We start from the raw sequence: 20,094 nt of genomic DNA, 5'->3' as shown, positions 1-20,094 counted from the left end.
TCAGTTGATTTTGCAGACAGCGACCGACATGTCGTCTGAATGCCTGCCGAAATCCTTATAAATAGCGGCTGTGAGAATCGACAAGTCACACCGCAGTATCCCTGTCAGTTTTGTAAGGTCCCACCGGGAACGGATGCCATCACTGCACAGGATTAGTTGTTGTCCTTTTTCATGGACGATTGTCTGTGTGTTAAGGGTTCTGGGTACATTGAGACCGATAATTCCATTATAGGCCATATAGCTTTTTCCGAAAGATGGCCCGGTGATCCTGGTAGCGATGTTGCCGACACCGCAAATACTCCATTGCCGCTCTTTCCTGGAATAAATCGCCACTGCGCCAACGAGGCCGCGCGATTTGCGAACAGCCTGGTTCATTTCCCGGATAATCTCTACGGGGTCGGTTTCGTGGCTCTGCATAAAATAATTGCCGGCTTGCGCCACCGCGGCAGCCGCCGGTTCCCCATGCCCCAGACCGTCACCCAGGAAAATCTTGAGGTGCTCGGTAGTTTGTTTGTACCAGAAGCCATCACCGCATGCGGTTTCACCAGGTTTGGGAACAACGACCGACCGGATTTCTGCCAGCGCCGGTTTTTTATATCCGCGTTCCTTTTCGAAAAGGCGGGAGAGTACAATGGTGCCCCAGCCGGGTTGAGAGTAAATCTGGAAGAGATCTGATAACCTTTTCATTGCTCCCAGGCCATGCCCCAGCGTGTTCCTGGTGGATACTCCGTCTGCCAGCATTTTTCCGGGATCTGTCATTCCGGGGCCGCTGTCAATGCTGATCAACTCTATGCCCTTTGTACCCTCATCTTCCAGCGTCTTTACCAGCAACTCACCGCCTCCGCCATGCTTTACGAGGTTGCTGACAATTTCTGCCACCACAATATCGACCTCTGCCAATCTGCGCTGACCGAAACCTGCTGTGACCGCCAAAGCATGAATTTCTTTTTTGATGATCGCGAAATAGCTCCTGTCTTCAACTTTGTATACGTAATGCCGGTTACCCATTTTTCCATTTTACGATGGAAACAGTTGTGCCTTCACCGGTTTTGCTTTTGATATCGAATTCGTTAACGAGCCGCTTCGTGCCCGGAAGCCCGATCCCCAGGCTTTTGCCTGACGAGTACCCATCTTTCATGGCGAGCGCGATGTCACCGATGCCCGGCCCCTTGTCTTCGAAAGTAAGCCGGATGCCGGTTTCTCTGCCCTGGCTGATGGCTTCAATCAATACCGCACCGCCACCGGCATATTTCAGCATGTTTCGCACCAGTTCACTTGCGGCGGTAATCAGTTTGGTCTGGTTGACGATTCCCATCCCGATCTTGACGGCGAATTCCCGCACGCGGTTCCTGAAGGGAACAACATCTTGTTCCCTTTCAATACGCATGCTGTCCTTATTCAGTACCATCTTCGTCATCATCTTCGTCGCTTGCTTCCGCCGGTCCTATTTTTTGTTTCAGTAATTCCATGCCTTTCTCAACATTCAGGGCGGTATGCACACCTTTCAGTTCAAGTCCCAGTTCGATCAGGGTGATAGCGACTGCAGGCTGCATTCCCACTACAACTGTTTCAGCATCCATGATTTTCGACATGCTGCCGATATTCCCCAGGATTCTTCCCATGAACGAATCCACAATATTCAGGGCAGAAATGTCGATGAGCACGCCCCTTGCGCCCGTGCGGTTTACCATCTGGACGAGGTCGGCCTCAAGGTTGGTGGCCAGCCGGTCATACAGATCAATCTGAATGGTAACGAGGAGAAAGTGTCCCATTCGCAGAATCGGTATCCTTTCCATAAATTATAACGACGGTTTATCTTTCATTGGTTTGCGCACCTCCAGTTTTAGCATGGCAAATGCATATTTCAAAGCGTGCGCCAGTGATGCTTTGGTTACTATATTGCTCAGGTCTATGCCCAGGTGAACTACTGTCTGGGCAATTTCCGGTCGGATACCGCTGATGATGCATTCTGCACCCATCAGCCTGGTGGCTGCTACAGTTTTGATCAGGTGTTGGGCAACGAGCGAATCCACGGCGGGTACGCCTGAAATATCAAGGATGGCGATGGTGCTGCCGGTTTCTACAATCTGCTGCAGGAGATTTTCCATCACGACCTGCGTCCGGGAACTGTCGAGTGTACCGATAATGGGCAGTGCCAGTATTCCGTCCCATACACGGATCACCGGAGTGGAAATTTCTGTGATCTCGTCCGTTTGCCTCAGGATAACTTCTTCACGTCCTTTAATAAAGGTTTCAAAAGTGATGATGCCCATGCTGTCCATGAATTTGTTCATTTTCAGCACAACATCTGCCAGTGCCTTCGGATCGTTGGACAGGTCTTCTTTCAGGCTATTCAGTAACGCATCTTTCAGGCTGAATACGAATACGCCGGTTTCCCTCGGAGAATAACCCTGCCTGGCTCTCGAAATGGAAATCCCGGCCAGAATTTCGTGAACCTGTTCAAATTCAGCCGTCATTCCTTCGCTTATATTTTTTTCCGTTATGGTGCCCAGGATCGCGTTCAGCAGTTCTTCAGATTGCTCCCGGAGATTCTCGTTGGTCATCAGATCTTCGCGGAGGGATTCGTCGCTGAGTTGCGATTTCATCCAGTTTTCAAGAATTTGTTTCTTGCGTTTTTGTAGTCCCTTGAAGTAGTCCTGTTTCATGAAAGTTTTGTTGAGGGGCTAAATGTAGTATATTTCAGTAACCTGCTGAATTCAGGTTTGTCGCGGCTTTGGCCCGATTTTTTATATCGGTATTCCTTAGCCGAAATGATGAGATTATTCCCCACTTTTATATTTGTTAGGATGATGAACGAGTCGTTTTTCTGCAAATTTGTGTCGATATCGCTGGTTTCGGTACTTCCCTTGCTGGTCATTGGTCAACCAAGGGCAAAAAGCCTGCCTGCCTGGGCGTTCGGCGGATTTCAACGGGCGGAAACCAATCCGGTTATTTCTCCAAAAGCAGCATCTGTTTTTGCAGATCCGATGACCGGAAGGTCAATCGCCTGGGAGTCCAATGACACTTTTAATCCGGGCGCGGTACTTAAGGATAACAAAGTCGTTGTGTTGTACCGGGCCGAGGATAAATCCGGTGAGGGTATCGGCTTCCGTACCTCACGGCTGGGATATGCTGAAAGTACCGACGGGATAAATTTTACGCGAAAGCCCATTCCTGTATTGTACCCGGGTAATGATGGCCAGAAAAAATTTGAGTGGCCAGGTGGTTGCGAAGATCCCAGGGTTGCGGTTACCGAAGACGGCACTTATGTTGTTTTTTACACGCAGTGGAACCGCGATGTGCCTCGCCTGGGTGTTGCCACATCAACCGACCTTATCAACTGGAAAAAGCACGGAACTATTTTTGCGAAGGCCTATGGCGGAAAATTTGTGGACAAACCGCATAAATCCGCATCAATTGTTACCCGCCTTAAAAATGACCGGCTGGTGATAGCGAAAGTGCGTAATAAATACTGGATGTATTGGGGGGAGCTCGGCGTGTTTGCCGCGACTTCAGAAAACCTGGTGGATTGGGAACCAGTAGTAGATGCAAAAGGGGCACTTTTGCCTTTGATTGAACCCCGCAAAGGGTATTTCGACAGCCACCTGACAGAATGCGGCCCTCCTGCAGTGCTGACAGACAAGGGCATCCTGCTGTTGTATAATGGCAAAAACCTGTCAGCGGCGGGCAGGGACACCCTGCTTCCCAAAGGAACCTACAGTGGCGGGCAGGTGCTGTTTGACAGCAACGAACCAACGAAGGCAATCGCCCGGCTGGATCAGCCATTTTTCCGCCCCATGGCGTCATTTGAAAAAACAGGGCAGTACGCCGATGGTACCGTATTTATGGAAGGGCTGGTGTATTTCCGTAAAAAGTGGTTCCTCTACTATGGATGTGCGGATTCACGGGTAGCTGTGGCAATATATGACCCTGAAGAGCCATTGGCTCCGGATCCGTTACCCCTCCGGTAACCAGCAGAGAACGGTTAATCGGCAAAATTTTTAAAAAAAGTTCCAATCGCTGGAGGATGACTCCTTTCTGATTTGTCTGGGTTTAGACCGGTTATACGGCAATTCAATCAAATAAGACAAAATGAATAAAGGAATCACACTCGTTTGTGCTTTGGGAATTATGTCCCTGGCGCATGCACAGCAAAAACCTAACATTGTGGTTTTATGGGGAGATGATATCGGGACCACGAACGTCAGCGCTTACAGTGGTGGTGTGATGGGGTATGAAACGCCTAACATTGACCGGCTTGCCAAAGAGGGTCTTAAATTGCAGCATTATTATGGAGAACAATCCTGTACGGCCGGCCGGGCTGCTTTTTTGACCGGACAACATGGGATTCGCTCTGGGCTCACCAAGGTTGGTTTCCCCGGCGCACCAATGGGGATGAGCCAGCTGGACCCTTCCGTTGGTGGGCTGCTTCAAAGTCTGGGTTATGTTACCGGGCAGTTTGGAAAGAACCATGTCGGCGATCGTAACGAATCCCTTCCTACCGTTAATGGGTTTGATGAGTTTTTCGGAAACCTTTATCACCTGAATGCCGAGGAAGAACCTGAACTGCCAGATTATCCCAAAGACCCCGCGTACCTGGCAAAGTTTGGTCCGAGAGGAGTATTGCATTGCTATGCAACCACGGTTGATGATCCCAAAGAAGATCCCCGTTTTGGCAAGATTGGCAGGCAGAAAATTGAAGACACGGGTCCGCTGACCAAAAAAAGAATGGAAACCGTTGATGATGAAACTTCAGCCGCTGCCATCGATTTTATCAAAAGGCAGAAAGCCGCCGGTAAACCATTCTTCTGTTGGTTTAATTCAACCCGTATGCACCTCCGTACGCATGTAAGAACTGAACACCGTGGACGTTACAAACATGGTGACAGCGAATATAATGACGGGATGATTGAACACGATGAGACCATCGGTTCTATTCTTAAGGTATTGGATGAGCTGGGTATTACCGACAATACGATCGTCGTTTATTCGACAGATAATGGTCCGCATATGAATACCTGGCCGGATGGTGCAATGACGCCTTACCGTTCTGAAAAAAACACCAACTGGGAAGGCGCTTTCAGAGTACCCTGCCTGGTGCGCTGGCCTGGTCACATTAAGCCCGGCACTGTAAGTAATGAACTGATGAGTCACAACGATTGGATCCCTACGCTCTGTGCCATTGCCGGAGAACCGGACATCAAGGCAAAGCTTATCGCCGGCTATTCAGCAAACGGCCATACCTATAAGGTTCATCTTGATGGTTATGATCAATCCAAGTTTCTCCAGACTGTCAGTGGTTCGGCCGGAAACAATAATGGCGTGCATAGTGCCAGGGACAATTTCTTTTATTCCAATGATGATGGGCTACTTGTGGCATATCGCAAGGGAGACTATAAGTATGTATTTGCCGAACAAAGAATGCAGGGAACAATGGGTGTATGGGCTGAACCATTTACGGAACTCCGCCTGCAAAAGATCTTCAACCTGTTCCAGGATCCGTATGAAAGAGCAGATATCACGTCGAATACCTTTTGGGATTGGCAGTTGAATCATGTGGGTTCAATCTATGGTGTGATGCAGGAAGTAGTCGATTTTGCCATGACATTCAAGGAATGGCCACCGAGGTCAATTCCACCAAGCTTTAATCCGACAACCATCATGAACCAGGTGATTGGAAATATTCGTTTGGAAAATGAACTTAAGATCATGAAGCAGGAATACGATAAGAAACGGGAAGAGGCTGCAAAAGAAGCAGCGCCTGCCAAAAAGGGTAAAGTGAAGCCGACGAAAAAGAACTAAAATTTACTTAGATCATTGAAGGCCCCGCTAAGGCGGGGCCTTTTTGTTTGTATATTTCTGATATGATGTCGTCCTTCCGGTCATTTTTGTTCCTGGTGGTTTGCTGCGCTGCCTTTGCGGGCAAAGTTTCCGGCCAGGGGAATGTGATGCTGGACCACCGGTGGGACGACTATATTGCGGAAAAACGGGATCAGGCCATGAAAGCCTTTCTGCAGACCGATACCCTTACTGCTTCTGATCAGTGGCCGAATGTGAAACCTACGTTGTTTTTCGCCAATGTGCGCAACAATATTTTATATCCTTCAAGGATCAACCAGGGTGCATCCACCAATTTCTGCGGCTATGCGGCGATGACCCATCTCCTGTTGAAATACCATCCGGAAATCTACTTGCAGGAGATTTTGTCTCTTTACCGCAGGGGCAATGCCAAACTGGAGAAACGAAATCTTGATCCTTCCGAAAAGGTGAAAATGGCAGCCGGCACGCTGAAGAATAAAGGGGAGCTCGACATCTTGCATGCCGATCAGCTATGGTTCCTCACGCTCGCAGACCAGTTCCGGGGTTATATGAACTTCTTTGATCAAAGTTATAAACGGGGGGACGAGAACAAGCTTTGGGCGTCTACCAATTACGGCAAGTTCAACCGGATGCTTCGGCATTTCACGGAAGATGAGATCAAGGCTGTCGGGTCGGATTTTATCCGACCATTTAAAAATGACTATTATACCTACCTCAGTGAACAATTGCGGATAGGAGTGGTCATCCTTTATGTGAACAGTAAATTCCTGTATCCCCACAAGTTTTTCTTTTTGCGGTTGAGGGCACCAACGCATTTTATCGTGTTGTACGATATTTACCGGTCTGGCGACCGGATGGAGATGCAGTATTGGGATTATGGGCTTCGCACGCAACAAACCATATCGCGCAAAAACTTAAGGAAACTGATCTTTGGCGTCACCACCATAACCAGTCCCAAATGAGGCAATGGAGCTTATACCTGCTGTTGTTTGCCGCCGTTTCCGGCGGTTGGGGGTGCGCGGCAACTACGACGCGGAAGTCGGCCGATTATTACCGCGAGAACAGGGAAGACATCGAAGAAATGATCCGGTTATATGATCAGTCTTACCGGCATCAACCGTTTTCGGCGGGCTTCACAGACAAATCCTACCGATACTATGTGATGGAGGTGGTCACGGATACTGTGCGTTACATCTATGATACAGAGTATGACGAATGGCGATTGTATGGTACCATTATGCGTTATAATTACGACACAGCCAGTCTCCGGAAGATTTCGCAACTGATGGAAAAGACCAAATGCCTGTGGATCTCAAAAACTTCATTTTTTGTGGAGGAAAAGCGGGAGACCGTAACCTACCTGTCGTTCCGCTCTGCCAAAACGGTGCATCCCTTTGTTGAGAACAAATATTATATTCTCGTATTTCTGAACCAGCCTGTAACCCATCCTGCTGTGAAGGAACGCATCAGTCGCGGCGACCTGGTCAGGATCAGCGACCTCGTTTATTTCACCATCGGCTCCAGGTACCGGTGATTTTATTGAGTAGTATCCTTCAGGCCGTTAACGACCTGACGCACAAATTCCTCCACCCCCCCGAATACGATTTGTCCGCCAATGCAAAGCAGGATGAAAGAAAAGATCTTCATTACCACCTGTCGCACATGAAGTGACATTCTGCCCAATACCATGTCGGTGGAACCATAGCATACATAAATGGTCAGTGCCACCAGCAATACGGCCGTTCCCGCACCGGCATACTGCAACACGCTGTGAGTGCTTCCGCGATGCACCAGCGATTCGGCGCTGATCGTAAGCGCTACAGAAATGGTGCCGGGACCTACAGTAAAGGGAAAAGTAAAGGGATAAAAGATCTTGCTCCGATAGGCTTCGAGTCCACGGATGGTATTTGCCAGCGGTAGCTTTTTGTCGCTTTCATTGGTATCGTCATCCTGCTGAAGCGAACGCCAGCCCATGGCCAGGATGACCATGCCACCGCAGATCTTGATGATGGGGACAGTTATCCCGAAAAGTTTCATGATATAGATGCCACAGGCCAGGATAACCACCAGCATGATGGCTGTATTAAAAGCGATTTTTTTGGCCAGCACGCGGCGTTCTTTGCCACTGATACCGGGGGTGATATTGTAAAACAGCACGCCAGAGCCGATAGGATTGATTACATGGAACAGTGCCACATAGGTGAGTGGAATAATACTGAAGAAAAATTCGAGCTGGGGGATGAGATTTTCCGGCATGGGTTAAACATAGGAAAAAAGACGGAAAGCAAAAGGATAACAAGCGCCGGTATTCGCCGGTTTTCCGTTTCTTAGAATGCCTATCTTTAAGATAAAAGCAGCGCATGACGATCAGCCGGGGAATTTCGGGTATTCGGTCAGGTTTGATCATGTGCTGTATTCTTGTCAGTTGCTCCATAACCGCCCAGGTCAATACTTACCACCAGTTCTGGAACGAATTCGCTTTCACAGGTACCATCGGGCAGAAGTGGAGCCTGGAACTCAATCTCGGAGATACTTATACCAGTACGCCATCCAATCACAGCGTTTTCGCCAGCAGTGCGCAGATCTATGCCCGGGTCTGGGGGCATTATTACATGAATGCGAAATGGAAGTTCTCCATTTTTTTTGCCGGGTATTACAATAAGTATGTGCCTGATATTGATCAGCGGGAGTATCCGGAAAGCAGGCTGGCCCTGCAGGCAACCTGGTACATCAAAAAAGGCCGGTATACCCTCTTGTCGAGGATGCGGATGGAAGATCGCCATATCAAAAACACCGATGGTTATAATGAAGGCGTTTACCGGTTCCGGGATCAGATTAAGCTGATCTACCCGATCAATGAGCGTCGGATCAGGGCAAAGGTTGCGTATGGTATAGGGTCGATGGAGTTATTATTCAAGACGCCCAGCCAGGTTACCGGGGATCAGTTCTTCGACAGATCGAGACTGACAATTGGGGGTGGATATTCTGTTACCGATGATGTGCAGCTGGAACTTACCTATGTAAATGAATTTCTGCCAAGGGAAACCAATGAAGTGTACCACGCACTGCAGTTCAATGTTGCCTTCAATAACCTGTTCCGGAATATTTACAAAAAGCTGCACAAAGACAAACCGCCGGTTAAAATTTCTTCTTCCGGCGCGAATCAATAAAACACTGCAGCTGACTCATGATGGCTTCCCGGTGTAAGGCAAATGCGTATTCTCTAGGCTTGCCTTCTTCCATGTCGATAACAGCCTTGCGAACGCGATGATGTAACATGGCATCCAGCTGTTCGCGGGAGATCTGGTAGAACAGGCTGACGGCAGTATCGCCCAGCCATTCTGTATCAAATTGTTTCAGGGTGTAGGTCGTATCATTTTCCAGTTCCAGCAGCACGGGCCCTTTCAGCTTTCTTTTTTCCCTGGGAACTACCGGATAAGGGCGCAGGTTCAGGTAATATTGGTTGCCATCGGTACGGATGCCGCCATAAAGGCTTTTTTCTTCTGTCCAGTAAAAGCGAAGGTCTTCTATATAATACAATAGGCTGCCGTCTGGGAGTACACGGTTTTGCACGACGCATTCCTGCGCAGGGGCGGTTTTGAAAATGAATAATAACGCCAGAAAAATCATACGGCAGAGGAGACTCTTCATTACCCTAAAAATACAGTATTATAATACATTTGGGAGATGGAAAAACTAACCGATCAGTTGCGGCGTTGGTATGCACTGACCCCTGAAATGGAAGCTGCCCTGCAGCAATCTTTCAGCCGCCTGATCTTTAACAGGAATGACTACCTGGCCAGGGAAGGCAGGGTGTGCCGTGACCTGTATTTTATTGACAGCGGCGCAGCTCGCGGATTTTACCACCTGGATGGAAGGGAGATCACCCACTGGTTTTCCTGGGAAAATGATTTCGTGACTTCTTTCCACAGTTTTATCACCGAACAGCCAGCGGTGGAGAATATCCAGTTGCTTGAAGGAAGTGTGCTCTGGGGAATTCAGAAAGATAAGTTAATGGAATTACTCGATCGGTTCCAGGAAATGGAGCGCTTGCTCCGCAAAGCATATGAATCCTATTATATCCGGCTGGAGGAGCGATTTGTAAATGCGCAGTTTAAAACAGCGGCAGAACGTTATGAAGAACTGCTCCTCGATTCCCCGCATGTTTTAGAACGCGCATCACTCGGCCAGGTCGCTTCTTACCTGGGCATGAGCCAGGAGACCTTAAGCCGGATCAGGGGAAAGTCTTAACAACTCGTTTCAGCGATTTTGACATCCGTCAAAAAATGATGGATTCCCATCAGATAGATTTGTTGCAACAAAATGTCTATGGAACAAAAGAACTACCAGGCACCTTCATCCGCTTTCGTCGGCGCTTCCTGGTGCGCCCTCCTGATTGGTATCACTTCATTTCTAATCGGTCTGTATAATGCCGATATGGCGCTCAATGAGAAAGGTTATTATTTTACTGTGCTGATGTTCGGTCTTTTTTCAGCCGTATCGGTTCAGAAGGCCGTCCGCGACCAGCTCGAGGGGATTCCTGTCACCAACCTGTATTACGGAATCGCATGGTTTGCGATCATCCTCTGTGTCGTGCTCATGACTGTCGGATTGTGGAATGCGGAAATGACCAGGAGCGAAAAGGGCTTTTATGCGATGTCTTTTGTACTGAGCATATTTGCGGCGATCGCCGTGCAAAAAAATACGAGGGACCTGAAAGGGAGTAAGAGGGAGGAATAAGTGTTTAGGTGTTTAGTTGTTTAGGTGTTTATTTGTTGGGATCCGCGGGGGAGTGGTTTGGTGTTTGGCATCGTCCGCCGACATTGCCAGACGTAGCGATAACGAAGTCTGAAGCTTAGCGTAGGTGAGGGGTGAAGTTTGATCCTATTCTACATAATCCCCGATGAAACCCTGTTGATAATCCTTTGGAACCCCTTTGGTTCTCCGGGTTTTACCCGGAATTGACCCGTTTTCCCTATGAAAACCAGGTAGAATCCGGGTAAAATCGGGGTGCCTTCCGGGTTACCAAAGGATAGTCAAAGGATAACCAAAAGCGTGGCAACAGGGTGGTATTAAGGCTGTTTTCCGGAAGAACAGATTTCCTTTCTAAAAAAATCTTAGATTGTTTTCTGGATTTTATTCGCGACGGCTAAGCTTTTCCAGCATTAAACGACAAAAATAAAAGCCCATGACGCCCGCACAACGATTGCTGGCAGGCCTGGGGCTCAGGGAGCCCGATTGCCTGCCAACGAATGAAAACCCTTCCGCCGTACCTGCTGCCGGCGAAAACAGCCGCAGGAATTTCTTCAAACAATCCACGCTTGGAGGTATTGCACTTGGTGCTGCCACAATTTTTTCCCCGATCGAAGAACTGATTGCACAAAGCACCCAGAAAGTGAGCCGCTATTCCGCACCGGCAGACCTGAAGATCACGGATATGCGCTATTGCCTCACCGCCGTAATGGGCGGAACAGCAATCATCAGGATAGATACCAACCAGGGCATTTATGGCCTGGGCGAAGTGCGCGATGCTTCAGATGTACGCTATGCACTAATGCTGAAAAGCCGGATCCTGGGGATGAACCCCTGTAACGTGGAAATGGTCTTCAAATCACTCAAACAATTCGGTGGGCAGGCAAGGCAGGGAGGTGGCGTTTGTGCGGTAGAGATGGCGCTATGGGATATATGCGGCAAGGCCTACAATGTTCCCGCGTGGCAGTTGCTGGGCGGCCGTTACCGCGATAAGATCCGGATCTATGCCGACACGCCCGAATCAAGTGACCTGGCTGAATTCAAAAAGAGAGTGAACTACAGGATGTTTGACCAGGGTTACACCTGGTTGAAAATGGATGTGTCGATCGGCATCCTGAAAGGTGTACCGGGAACCCTGGTCAACAGCGATTTCTGGGGCAAGGAACTTGCACAATGGAATGGAGACTATATGTCTTATGCCAATACCATGCACCCGTTTACCGGCATCCAGGTGACCGAAAAGGGGCTGGATCTTCTCGCGCAGCGGGTTGCAGACGTGCGGGCCGTAATTGGTGACCAGGTGCCACTTTCTACTGACCATTACGGTCATTTCGACATGAATAATATGATCCGGCTGGGCAAAAAACTGGAAAAATACCGACTCGCCTGGCTGGAGGATATGGTGCCCTGGCAGTATACCGAGCAACATAAGACCATTTCACAAGCGCTTGAAACGCCGACACTGACCGGCGAAGATATTTACCTGTTGCAAAACTTCAAACCGCTGATCGATCAGCATGCCGTTGATATTGTGCACCCCGATCTGGCCACCTCGGGCGGATTGCTCGAAACCAAACGCATTGGCGATTACGCCGAAGAAAACGGTATCGCCATGGCTATGCACCAGGCTGGCACACCTGTCTCTTTTATGGCGAATGTGCACTGTGCTGCCGCTACACAGAATTTCCTGGCGCTGGAGCATCATTCTGTTGACCTTCCCTGGTGGGAAAGCCTCGTGAAAACCACCGATGGGCGGCAGCTGATCACCAAGGGTTATGCCAATGTGCCGCTGACCGCACCAGGCCTGGGCATAGAGCTGAATGAGGAAGTGCTGAAGCAACATCTTGACCCGCGTGATAAATCCTATTTCGCTCCCACGAAAGAATGGGATGAAAAACGTTCACACGACCGTACATGGAGCTGATCAAAAGACTTACCTATCCCCTCATGATCTTTGCCGCCGTTGGGGTGGCTATGGTAGTTCCGCATTGGTTCAATACCTGGTTTGGTTTCAAACTGAGCGGACTGATCATACCCCTCATCCAGGTCATCATGTTCGGAATGGGCACTTCCATGAGTGCCCGTGATTTTGCAGGCGTGATCAGCATGCCCAGGGGTGTCATCCTTGGGGTGGTCAGTCATTATATCATCATGCCGGCGCTTGGCTTTACCCTCGCCAGTGTCAGCGGACTACCGCCGGAGATTGCCGCAGGGATTATTCTAATCGGCTGTGCCCCATCGGGCTTTGCTTCCAATGTAATGTGTTACCTGGCGAAAGCAAACCTCGCGCTTTCCGTTACCATCACGGCCATTTCGACCTTGCTGGCGCCATTGATGACGCCGCTGCTGATGAAATGGCTGGCAGGCGCATATGTTCATATCGATGCGATGAAGATGATGTGGGATATCGTCAAAATGGTCATCCTCCCCATCGGCGCGGGACTGCTGTTCAACAAATTCCTGCAGGGAAGAGCAGGCTGGCTGGATGCACTGATGCCCAAACTGTCCATGTTCGGCATTGCATTTATTATCGTCATTATCACCGCTGCGGGGCGCGATAGCCTGCTGACGATCGGACCTCTGCTCATTGTGCTGGTGTTGCTGCATAACTGTTTCGGCTATGCGCTGGGCTATTGGGCAGGGCGTTTGTTCCGGATGAGCGAAAAAGACTGCCGCACCATTGCTATTGAGGTTGGCATGCAGAATGGTGGACTCGCCTCGGGACTCGCGAAAGAGATGGGCAAGATGGCCACGGTCGGCCTCGCACCGGCTGTATTCGGTCCGTTGATGAATGTTACCGGATCGCTGCTGGCCAGCTATTGGCATCGCAAACCGCCCGCTGAACACCGTTAAAGAACTCACCATGAAATTTTTACTGGCTTTTCTCCTGATTTTTTTGTCCGTTAACAACTGGTCTTATGGCCAACATGTGGGCATGCCACCAGATGTGGTGAAGCAACTGACTTCCGGGTGGACGGGGGAACGTTTTCCGGACGGTAGACCCAAGGTACCGGACATCATCCTTGATCGCTTACAGCATTGCACCCTTGAGCAGGTGTGGGGATATATGGACCGTCGGGGTTACCGTAACCAGGTGGAGACCAGCTGGATCATCCTGAAACCCGGTGAAGTGATGACCGGACGTGCCGTTACCGCCCAGTTCATGCCCTCCCGGCCTGATCTCGATAGCCTCGTCCGCCGCATAGGTAAGGAGGAAGGACGGTCACAAAAAGGTGGCATCAATATCTGGCCGATCGATATCCTGACCAAAAATGATATTTATGTAGCGGATGGGTATGGCAAGGTGAAAGACGGTACGCTGATCGGCTCCAGCCTGGGTAATGCGGTATATGGCAAGACCGGAAAAGGAGTGGTGTTTTACGGATCGGTGCGGGATATGCAGGAGCTGAAAGAAACGCCGGGATTTAATGCCTGGGTGAAAGGACAGCACCCTTCTTATATCCGCGATATGACACCTACTGCAATCAATGCGCCTGTTCGCATTGGTGAAGTGACTGTATTGCCCGGCGATATCGTATTTGCAAATGAGTTTGGAGTAGCATTTATTCCGGCACACCTGGCGGAAGGACTGGTGAAGGATGCAGAACTTGTATCGCTGCGCGACGAGTTTGAGCGGTACCTGTTGCAACAGGGGAAATATCCGTCTGGTGAGGTACATGGTGACTGGTCGGAAAAGATCAAAAATGAATTCCGGGCATGGGTGGCGAAGTATCCGCGGGAACTTGCTGTAAGCAAAGCAGAGATCGAAAACTATCTTTCCAAAGAAGGACATTAATTGTTCATTATGTACAAAGTGATTTTCATCGTTGTATTGGTATTGTCAGGTTTGTCATTAAAGGCGCAGCAGATCAGCAGGGAAGAGCTGGTTTTTCTTACTGCTGAATGGAAAGGAGAGCGGTTCCCCGACGGACGGCCGCGCATTTCCGACGGACTGCTCGAGCGGGCAAGGCATATCTATATTGATGACGCGTGGACGGTATTGAAAAATGAAGGGTATGTAAACCAGTTTGAAGGTGGCTGGAAAATGGTAAATGATTCTGTTCCGGTAGTGGGTCGGGCAGTTACAGCGATGTTCCTGCCGGCCAGGCCGGACCTGGAAAAATCGATCAAAGAAAGGGGTATTCGGGAACAGGGCAGAAAAGGCAATACCAATTCATGGCCGATTGAGGTGCTGCAACAGGGAGATTGTTATGTGGCGGATGGCTCCGGCAAAATTGCAGGGGGGACGCTTATGGGGTCAACGCTGGCAACAGCCATATTCAGTAAATCCGGAAATGGTGTTGTGTTCAATGGTTCGGCGCGTGACTTGCAGGAAATGCAGCGGATAAAAGGGTTTAATGCCTTCGTACGGGATTTCCATCCCTCTTTTCTTGAGCAGATGGTGCTGATGGGGTTGAACACGCCCATTCGTATCGGTCAGGCGGTGGTGTTACCCGGCGACCTGGTGATCGGACAACGCGAAGGGGTGTTGTTTATTCCTGCGCATCTTGCCGAAAAAGTGATCAGTACAGCGGAGTTTGTTATCCGTAAAGACAAGTTCGGATTTGAAATGGTGCGGAGCGGAAAATACAGTACAGGCCAGATCGACAGCCAATGGAGCGATGATATTAAGAAAGCCTTTTTACAATGGCTGGAAAAACATCCCGAATTGGGAAAGATGACCGCTGCGGAACTCGATGCCATGATGGCGCAACGTACCTGGTAACCGAATGACAGGAAATATTTAATTTCCCTGCTGAATCAACCAGTATCCGGTATGAAATATGGTATCCTTTCTATTATCCTGACAGTTTTATGTTTACATCATTTTGATCTGCGTGCACAGGATTCTGCCGGAAGGCGAACGGGCCGGAGGTTTTTTTCCGACAGTACCTTTCAGGCACGCGATTCTACCGGTCGCTTCCGGGATACTACCGGAAGGGGATCTGATACTGCAAGAAGAGGACGTGGGTTTGCGTCATTATTTGCAGATTCTGCGAAGCTCGGCACCAGTGATTACCAGGCTGCTATAGAAAGGGCATTTGCGACGCTCACCATGATCCAGGAAGAAAGTGTACTGGGTGACGATATCTCGCGGATCGAGGTCCGCCTGGCAGATGCCGATTCCTCTCTCTCCATTCTGAAAGACAATATCTCCAATAACGGTTCTTTTCTGAATCTTCGTAACCTGGAGTTGTACAGGACGCTGCTATATGACATGCGGGAAAAAACCGATGAACAGAAAGTGCGGCTGGATAGTGCCGATGTGGATCTTGGCAGGCTGCGCAGCAGCATGCGTGTGATGATAGAAGACACCGTGCTCAGGGAGTTGTACCGTGACACCGTCATAAGAAAATCGTTTTCCCCCCAGCTGAAGGAAATGCGCACGACCTGGCGGGCTGGTACAAAACAGCTTAAGGAAAGTCTTGCGACCATTAACCTGTTGCAAACCCACAATTCCAAAAACGCTATTGTGATTGCTTCCCTGATTCACAAGGTGGATGACCTCCTCAATAATTCACTTTCCCGCATATTCACACCCGAGCGCAACTATATCTGGAATTTCCGTTCCAACAAGGAACTTAAAAACATGCGTGCTGCTTACCGCACGATCTATGATGGTGAAAGAAAGGCAACCCGCTATTATTTTAAAAATGCCCTGAACAGCCGGCTGCTGCTATTGCTCATCGGCCTGATTTTCCTGATCTGGACTTTCCGAAACCTGAGAAGCCTGAAAAAAGCGGGACGAATGGATATCCTGGAAGACCTTTCTGTCAGGTACCTGTATCCGTACTATATTGCCAGTTCGCTGGTGGTGACATTTGTGCTGGCGCCCTTATTCGATCTCCACGCACCGGCGGTGTATATTGAATCGATGGAATTTTTCCTGATCCTGGCGCTCACCTACCTGGCCTGGAAGCAACACCCGCGAAGGCTGTTCTACTATTGGCTGGTAATCGTATTTCTTTTCATTGCATTTTCATTTACCCATCATACTGTGTTGCCGGGTATTGTGCAGCGGTTCTGGCTGATCTGCCTGAATGTGCTGTCCATCACTTTTGGTTACCTGTTCCTCCGCCAAATGCAGAAGCAGTTGCCTTTCTCGGGATTTCTTCGGTTTGTGATCCTGTTGCATAACGTGATGAATGCGCTGGCCATTCTCTGTAATGTTACCGGGAGATTGTCGCTCGCACAGATCCTGGGGAATGCGGCGATTTTTTCCTTTACACAGGCGGTGGGGCTCGCAATATTCGGCAAGATCTGCATAGAGTCTATCCTGTTGCAGATTGAAGGCAGCCGTGCGCGCCAGGGCATCAAAACAAAATATTCACCGCAGGCTGTGCTGGACGGATTCAAAAATCCATTGCTATTGCTTGTGGTGATCCTTTGGTTGATTGTGTTCTTCACCAACCTCAACCTGTTCACTGCGATCAGCGAAGGGTTTACCAATGTGATGAGGACGACCCGGCAGATTGGCAATGCTGCTTTTACGATCGGTGGCGTGTTGTTGTTCTTCGGCATCATCTGGATCGCGCATCTATTACAGAAATATGTCGGTTATTTCTTCGGTGATACCGGCGATGAAGAAGTGCAGAATAAACGGCAGCGATCCAGGATGCTGATTGCGAGATTGATTGTGCTGTGTATCGGATACCTGCTTGCGGTTGCAGCTTCCGGCCTGCCGGTGGACAAGATCACGATCGTGCTGGGTGCACTTGGTGTCGGCATTGGCCTGGGTTTGCAAAATATCGTGAGCAATTTTGTTTCCGGCATCATCCTGATCTTCGACCGGCCGCTGCAGATCGGCGATTCGATCGAGATTGGCAGTAAAGCCGGAAAGGTTCGTGAGATCGGTCTCCGTTCCAGTACGCTGCTTACTTCCGACGGCGCGGAAGTGATCATTCCCAATGGTGATATCCTTTCCCAGCAGATCACCAACTGGACCCTCAGCAACAGTCAGCAGCGGATCGCCATTTCCGTCAAAATGAAAGGAGAGGTGAATATTGAGCAGACTACCCGGACGATTACCGAAACTATTCTCGGATCGGAGTACCATGCAGAAGGTACCCAGCCACAGATTTTGTTTAAGGCACTGGGCAGGGATTCGCTGGAGTTGAAGCTGAGTTTCTGGTGTGATAATGTTTTCCGGGCAGATGAGGCCGCAAGCGAAGTGGTGGAAAAATTACACGCGATGCTGCCGGATGCAGAGATCACCCGGTAGGCTGAGACAGGCTTCTCCAGAGGTATAGGGTCAGGTAACTTTCCCATCCCCTGAATTTTCCGAACAGTGATTCAATGGCTGCTGTTGATCGTTTATCAGCAATGAGTTGATGACTGATCAGCGCATTCAGTAGTCCGGCGTCTCCCCAGGTGATGGCAGAACGTGTATGAAATGTTTTCATCAGCACATAGTTGGCAGTCCATATTCCGATGCCTTTCAAGGCGAGGAGTGCTTCGAGCCTGGAGGTGTCATCCGGGAGCTGAAGCAACTGTTCCTTACTGATCCTGTTGTTGACAAATGCTTCTGCAACCGCATGGATATACGCGATCTTCTGCCGTGAGAACTGCATATCACGCAGTTGCTGCGGATCGAGCTGAAGCACACTTTCCGGTGTTGGAAAAATCCAGTAACGATTGCTGTTGAATTCAACGAATTCACCTGTTGCTTCCACCAGCCTGCGTTTCATCTGGTAGGCGAATTTCAGGTTGATCTGCTGGCCGATGATGCTCCAGCACAGCGATTCGAACAGGTTGGGAATGCCGATGAGCCTGAGGCCGGTGAATTTCTCGCCAAGATAGCTCAGTTGTGGGTGGGCTTTCAGTTGCGTATAAAACGGCGTCAGGTCTGATTCAAGATCCCACCACTCTTTCAGAAACGAAACACAATAGTTAACGGCATCCGGGTCTGACGGCCCTGCAAGTATCTTCAGCTGAATGGCCGGTGGTTGGTCAGTTGAAGGGGAAGACAGGTGGAACAATACCTGCCTACCGGCATAAGGCAAAGCTTTTACGATTCCCGATGTCGTTGCAGCATGCAGACAATCGTCATAATTTCTATCCAGCCACCACCGGCATTCATCGAAACTGAACGGCGGGGTGACGGGGATCAGGGCACTGCTCATCCCTGCAGTGCTTTAAGCATATATGATTTTACTTCTTCATTGATGTCGTCTGCATGGTACATCCTGAAGTAATGGTTGTATTGGGTTGTTCCCGGCACCTGGGCGATTTTATGGAAACAAAGTGTTTCGGGAAATTTTTCATTGAAGGGGAATACAACATCAATGAAATTTCGGCCGGCATAAGTAATGTAGATCACGTTTTTGTCGATACCCAGGCCGATCATCGACTTTGTTGGGTGGGCTTTTACTGGGGCCAGCTGCTGAAATGCGCTGATAAACTGTTCCACCAGTTTTACGGCTTCAGGAGTTTTACCAGTTAACAGGCCCGCATTCATGTTGGAATACCTGTTTTAGCAACCAGTGAACTTAAAGTAGCCATCTCTTTTACAAAACGGACTGCGCTTTCGATCAGCGGCATGGCCAGTGCAGAACCGGTTCCTTCGCCGAGGCGTAAGCCCAGGTTCAACAATGGCCGGGCACCAAGATGATGCAACATGCGGTGGTGACCCTGTTCGCCAGAACAATGTGCGTAAATACAGCAATCAGTTACCTCCGGGTCAATTTCCCTGGCAACCAGTAATGCCGCCGTGGCAATAAAACCGTCGACCACGATGACCATTCTTTTTTTTGCTGCGGCCAGGTAGGCACCTGTCATCATGGCGATTTCATATCCTCCGAAATACTGGAGTGTTTTAAGCGGAGATTGTAAAGTGACCACACCCTGGTGTTTCTTCATCACCTGTTTCAGCGTATCCAGCTTTACGCGAAGCTGCTCATCGCTGGCACCGGTGCCGCGTCCTACCGTTTTTTCCAGTGGCAGGTGCAACATGGCGGCCATGAGCAGGGAAGCGGAGGAAGAGTTGCCAATACCCATCTCTCCGAAACCGATCGTATTGCAGCCTGTTGACGCAATGTTGTCAATAATTGCCCTGCCCGCCGCAATAGCCTGTTCAGTTTCCTGGAAAGACATGGCTGGCCCATCCTCATAGTTGTTCGTACCCCAACCTGTTTTCGCTGCAATAAACTGGGGGTGATTGTTCCAGGCACTCAGGTCAGCATTTACGCCGCTGTCTGCTATTGTAAGACCAATATTATTTTGTCTGCAGAAAACGTTGATGGCTGCGCCACCACGCAGGAAATTCTCCACCATTAACGCTGTGATTTCCTGGGGGTAGGGATTCACCTTGCCAGTTGCGGCGATGCCATGATCTCCTGCAAAAACAATGATATGCGGTTTCCTGATCTCTGGTGCATCGGACAGCTGGATCTTTCCGATCTGGAGGGCTATATCTTCCAGCAGGCCCAGTGAGCCGACCGGTTTGGTTTTATCGTCGATGATCGTTTTCATAATCCGACGCAAAGGTCAGGAAACCAGCCAACACACACAAATGCCAGTGAT

At 49.5% G+C, this 20,094-nt stretch carries 21 protein-coding genes; 12 read left to right on the top strand and 9 right to left on the bottom strand.

Translation table 11 applies throughout. The annotated features are described in order from the left end of the window. From FPE01S_RS21465 to FPE01S_RS21450, 4 genes are read right to left on the bottom strand one after another with little or no spacing between them, the layout of a single operon-like run. A complete protein-coding gene (locus FPE01S_RS21465; RefSeq protein WP_046371119.1) occupies nucleotides 1-1,008 on the bottom strand; it encodes an ATP-binding SpoIIE family protein phosphatase in 1,008 nt (335 codons plus the stop codon). Further along, complete coding sequence (locus FPE01S_RS21460; protein WP_174446986.1) at nucleotides 1,001-1,420, bottom strand: anti-sigma regulatory factor; 420 nt, start codon at nucleotides 1,418-1,420, stop codon at nucleotides 1,001-1,003. Before FPE01S_RS21460 ends, FPE01S_RS21465 begins: the two co-directional genes overlap by 8 nt. Next, nucleotides 1,395-1,796 carry an STAS domain-containing protein gene (locus tag FPE01S_RS21455; RefSeq protein ID WP_046371118.1) on the bottom strand — a complete coding sequence of 134 codons (402 nt, stop codon included), beginning with the start codon at nucleotides 1,794-1,796 and terminating at the stop codon, nucleotides 1,395-1,397. The genes FPE01S_RS21460 and FPE01S_RS21455 overlap by 26 nt, the downstream gene beginning before the upstream one ends. A gap of 3 nt (nucleotides 1,797-1,799) precedes the next feature. Continuing rightward, entirely contained in the window at nucleotides 1,800-2,666 is an 867-nt protein-coding gene (locus tag FPE01S_RS21450) for an STAS domain-containing protein (protein ID WP_046371117.1), read from the bottom strand. Nucleotides 2,667-2,807: 141 nt separating this feature from the next. On the opposite strand from FPE01S_RS21450, the gene FPE01S_RS21445 reads away from it, so the two are divergent. From FPE01S_RS21445 to FPE01S_RS21430, 4 genes are all read left to right on the top strand, one after another. Beyond that, nucleotides 2,808-3,971, top strand: a complete 1,164-nt coding sequence (locus FPE01S_RS21445; protein WP_169749203.1) for a beta-1,2-mannosidase — start codon at nucleotides 2,808-2,810, stop codon at nucleotides 3,969-3,971. 121 nt (nucleotides 3,972-4,092) lie between these two features. Further along, nucleotides 4,093-5,802 carry an arylsulfatase gene (locus tag FPE01S_RS21440; protein WP_046371116.1) on the top strand — a complete coding sequence of 570 codons (1,710 nt, stop codon included), beginning with the start codon at nucleotides 4,093-4,095 and terminating at the stop codon, nucleotides 5,800-5,802. Between the two features lie 62 nt (nucleotides 5,803-5,864). Continuing rightward, the gene (locus tag FPE01S_RS21435; RefSeq protein ID WP_052956079.1) at nucleotides 5,865-6,782 is read left to right on the top strand and encodes a hypothetical protein; all 918 of its coding nucleotides are present in this window, start codon (nucleotides 5,865-5,867) and stop codon (nucleotides 6,780-6,782) included. After that, a complete protein-coding gene (locus tag FPE01S_RS21430) occupies nucleotides 6,779-7,354 on the top strand; it encodes a hypothetical protein (RefSeq protein WP_046371115.1) in 576 nt (191 codons plus the stop codon). Before FPE01S_RS21435 ends, FPE01S_RS21430 begins: the two co-directional genes overlap by 4 nt. Before the next feature lie 2 nt (nucleotides 7,355-7,356). Here the strand turns inward: FPE01S_RS21430 and FPE01S_RS21425 are convergent, their stop codons facing one another. Further along, the gene (locus tag FPE01S_RS21425) at nucleotides 7,357-8,076 is read right to left on the bottom strand and encodes a MarC family protein (protein ID WP_046371114.1); all 720 of its coding nucleotides are present in this window, start codon (nucleotides 8,074-8,076) and stop codon (nucleotides 7,357-7,359) included. 104 nt (nucleotides 8,077-8,180) lie between these two features. Here FPE01S_RS21425 and FPE01S_RS21420 point away from each other — a divergent pair, with 104 nt between their 5' ends. Continuing rightward, on the top strand, nucleotides 8,181-8,990 hold the full coding sequence (locus FPE01S_RS21420; protein WP_046371113.1) for a DUF2490 domain-containing protein: 810 nt from the start codon (nucleotides 8,181-8,183) through the stop codon (nucleotides 8,988-8,990). Here the strand turns inward: FPE01S_RS21420 and FPE01S_RS21415 are convergent. Next, the gene (locus tag FPE01S_RS21415; RefSeq protein WP_157474122.1) at nucleotides 8,959-9,471 is read right to left on the bottom strand and encodes a hypothetical protein; all 513 of its coding nucleotides are present in this window, start codon (nucleotides 9,469-9,471) and stop codon (nucleotides 8,959-8,961) included. The two genes, FPE01S_RS21420 and FPE01S_RS21415, sit on opposite strands and share 32 nt — an antisense overlap. Before the next feature lie 36 nt (nucleotides 9,472-9,507). On the opposite strand from FPE01S_RS21415, the gene FPE01S_RS21410 reads away from it, so the two are divergent. From FPE01S_RS21410 to FPE01S_RS21380, 7 genes are all read left to right on the top strand, one after another. After that, entirely contained in the window at nucleotides 9,508-10,071 is a 564-nt protein-coding gene (locus FPE01S_RS21410; RefSeq protein WP_046371111.1) for a Crp/Fnr family transcriptional regulator, read from the top strand. Between the two features lie 78 nt (nucleotides 10,072-10,149). Beyond that, nucleotides 10,150-10,560 carry an inner membrane protein YiaA gene (gene yiaA / locus FPE01S_RS21405; protein ID WP_046371110.1) on the top strand — a complete coding sequence of 137 codons (411 nt, stop codon included), beginning with the start codon at nucleotides 10,150-10,152 and terminating at the stop codon, nucleotides 10,558-10,560. 448 nt (nucleotides 10,561-11,008) lie between these two features. Then, entirely contained in the window at nucleotides 11,009-12,496 is a 1,488-nt protein-coding gene (locus FPE01S_RS21400) for a mandelate racemase/muconate lactonizing enzyme family protein (protein WP_083990388.1), read from the top strand. After that, complete coding sequence (locus tag FPE01S_RS21395) at nucleotides 12,487-13,425, top strand: bile acid:sodium symporter family protein (RefSeq protein ID WP_083990386.1); 939 nt, start codon at nucleotides 12,487-12,489, stop codon at nucleotides 13,423-13,425. The genes FPE01S_RS21400 and FPE01S_RS21395 overlap by 10 nt, the downstream gene beginning before the upstream one ends. 10 nt (nucleotides 13,426-13,435) lie before the next feature. After that, nucleotides 13,436-14,368 carry an RraA family protein gene (locus FPE01S_RS21390; RefSeq protein ID WP_046371297.1) on the top strand — a complete coding sequence of 311 codons (933 nt, stop codon included), beginning with the start codon at nucleotides 13,436-13,438 and terminating at the stop codon, nucleotides 14,366-14,368. Nucleotides 14,369-14,377: 9 nt separating this feature from the next. Further along, entirely contained in the window at nucleotides 14,378-15,298 is a 921-nt protein-coding gene (locus tag FPE01S_RS21385) for an RraA family protein (protein WP_046371109.1), read from the top strand. A gap of 51 nt (nucleotides 15,299-15,349) precedes the next feature. Next, nucleotides 15,350-17,794 (top strand): mechanosensitive ion channel family protein, encoded by a 2,445-nt coding sequence (locus FPE01S_RS21380; RefSeq protein ID WP_052956078.1) that lies wholly within the window; start codon nucleotides 15,350-15,352, stop codon nucleotides 17,792-17,794. On the opposite strand, the gene FPE01S_RS21375 is transcribed toward FPE01S_RS21380, so the two are convergent. The 3 genes from FPE01S_RS21375 to cobT are packed head-to-tail and all read right to left on the bottom strand — an operon-like array spanning nucleotide 17,784 to nucleotide 20,043. After that, complete coding sequence (locus FPE01S_RS21375) at nucleotides 17,784-18,695, bottom strand: DNA-3-methyladenine glycosylase family protein (protein WP_046371108.1); 912 nt, start codon at nucleotides 18,693-18,695, stop codon at nucleotides 17,784-17,786. The genes FPE01S_RS21380 and FPE01S_RS21375 overlap by 11 nt on opposite strands. Continuing rightward, nucleotides 18,692-19,030 carry a hypothetical protein gene (locus FPE01S_RS21370; protein ID WP_046371107.1) on the bottom strand — a complete coding sequence of 113 codons (339 nt, stop codon included), beginning with the start codon at nucleotides 19,028-19,030 and terminating at the stop codon, nucleotides 18,692-18,694. Before FPE01S_RS21370 ends, FPE01S_RS21375 begins: the two co-directional genes overlap by 4 nt. Continuing rightward, nucleotides 19,027-20,043 (bottom strand): nicotinate-nucleotide--dimethylbenzimidazole phosphoribosyltransferase, encoded by a 1,017-nt coding sequence (gene cobT, locus FPE01S_RS21365; RefSeq protein ID WP_046371106.1) that lies wholly within the window; start codon nucleotides 20,041-20,043, stop codon nucleotides 19,027-19,029. The genes FPE01S_RS21370 and cobT overlap by 4 nt, the downstream gene beginning before the upstream one ends. Nucleotides 20,044-20,094: the final 51 nt, after the last annotated feature.

It is taken from the genome of Flavihumibacter petaseus NBRC 106054 (genome assembly GCF_000974785.1).
In the GTDB taxonomy this organism is placed as follows: Bacteria; Bacteroidota; Bacteroidia; order Chitinophagales; family Chitinophagaceae; genus Flavihumibacter; species Flavihumibacter petaseus.
Note: the sequence above shows the minus strand (reverse complement) of the source record. Positions and strands in the feature narration are given on the sequence as shown.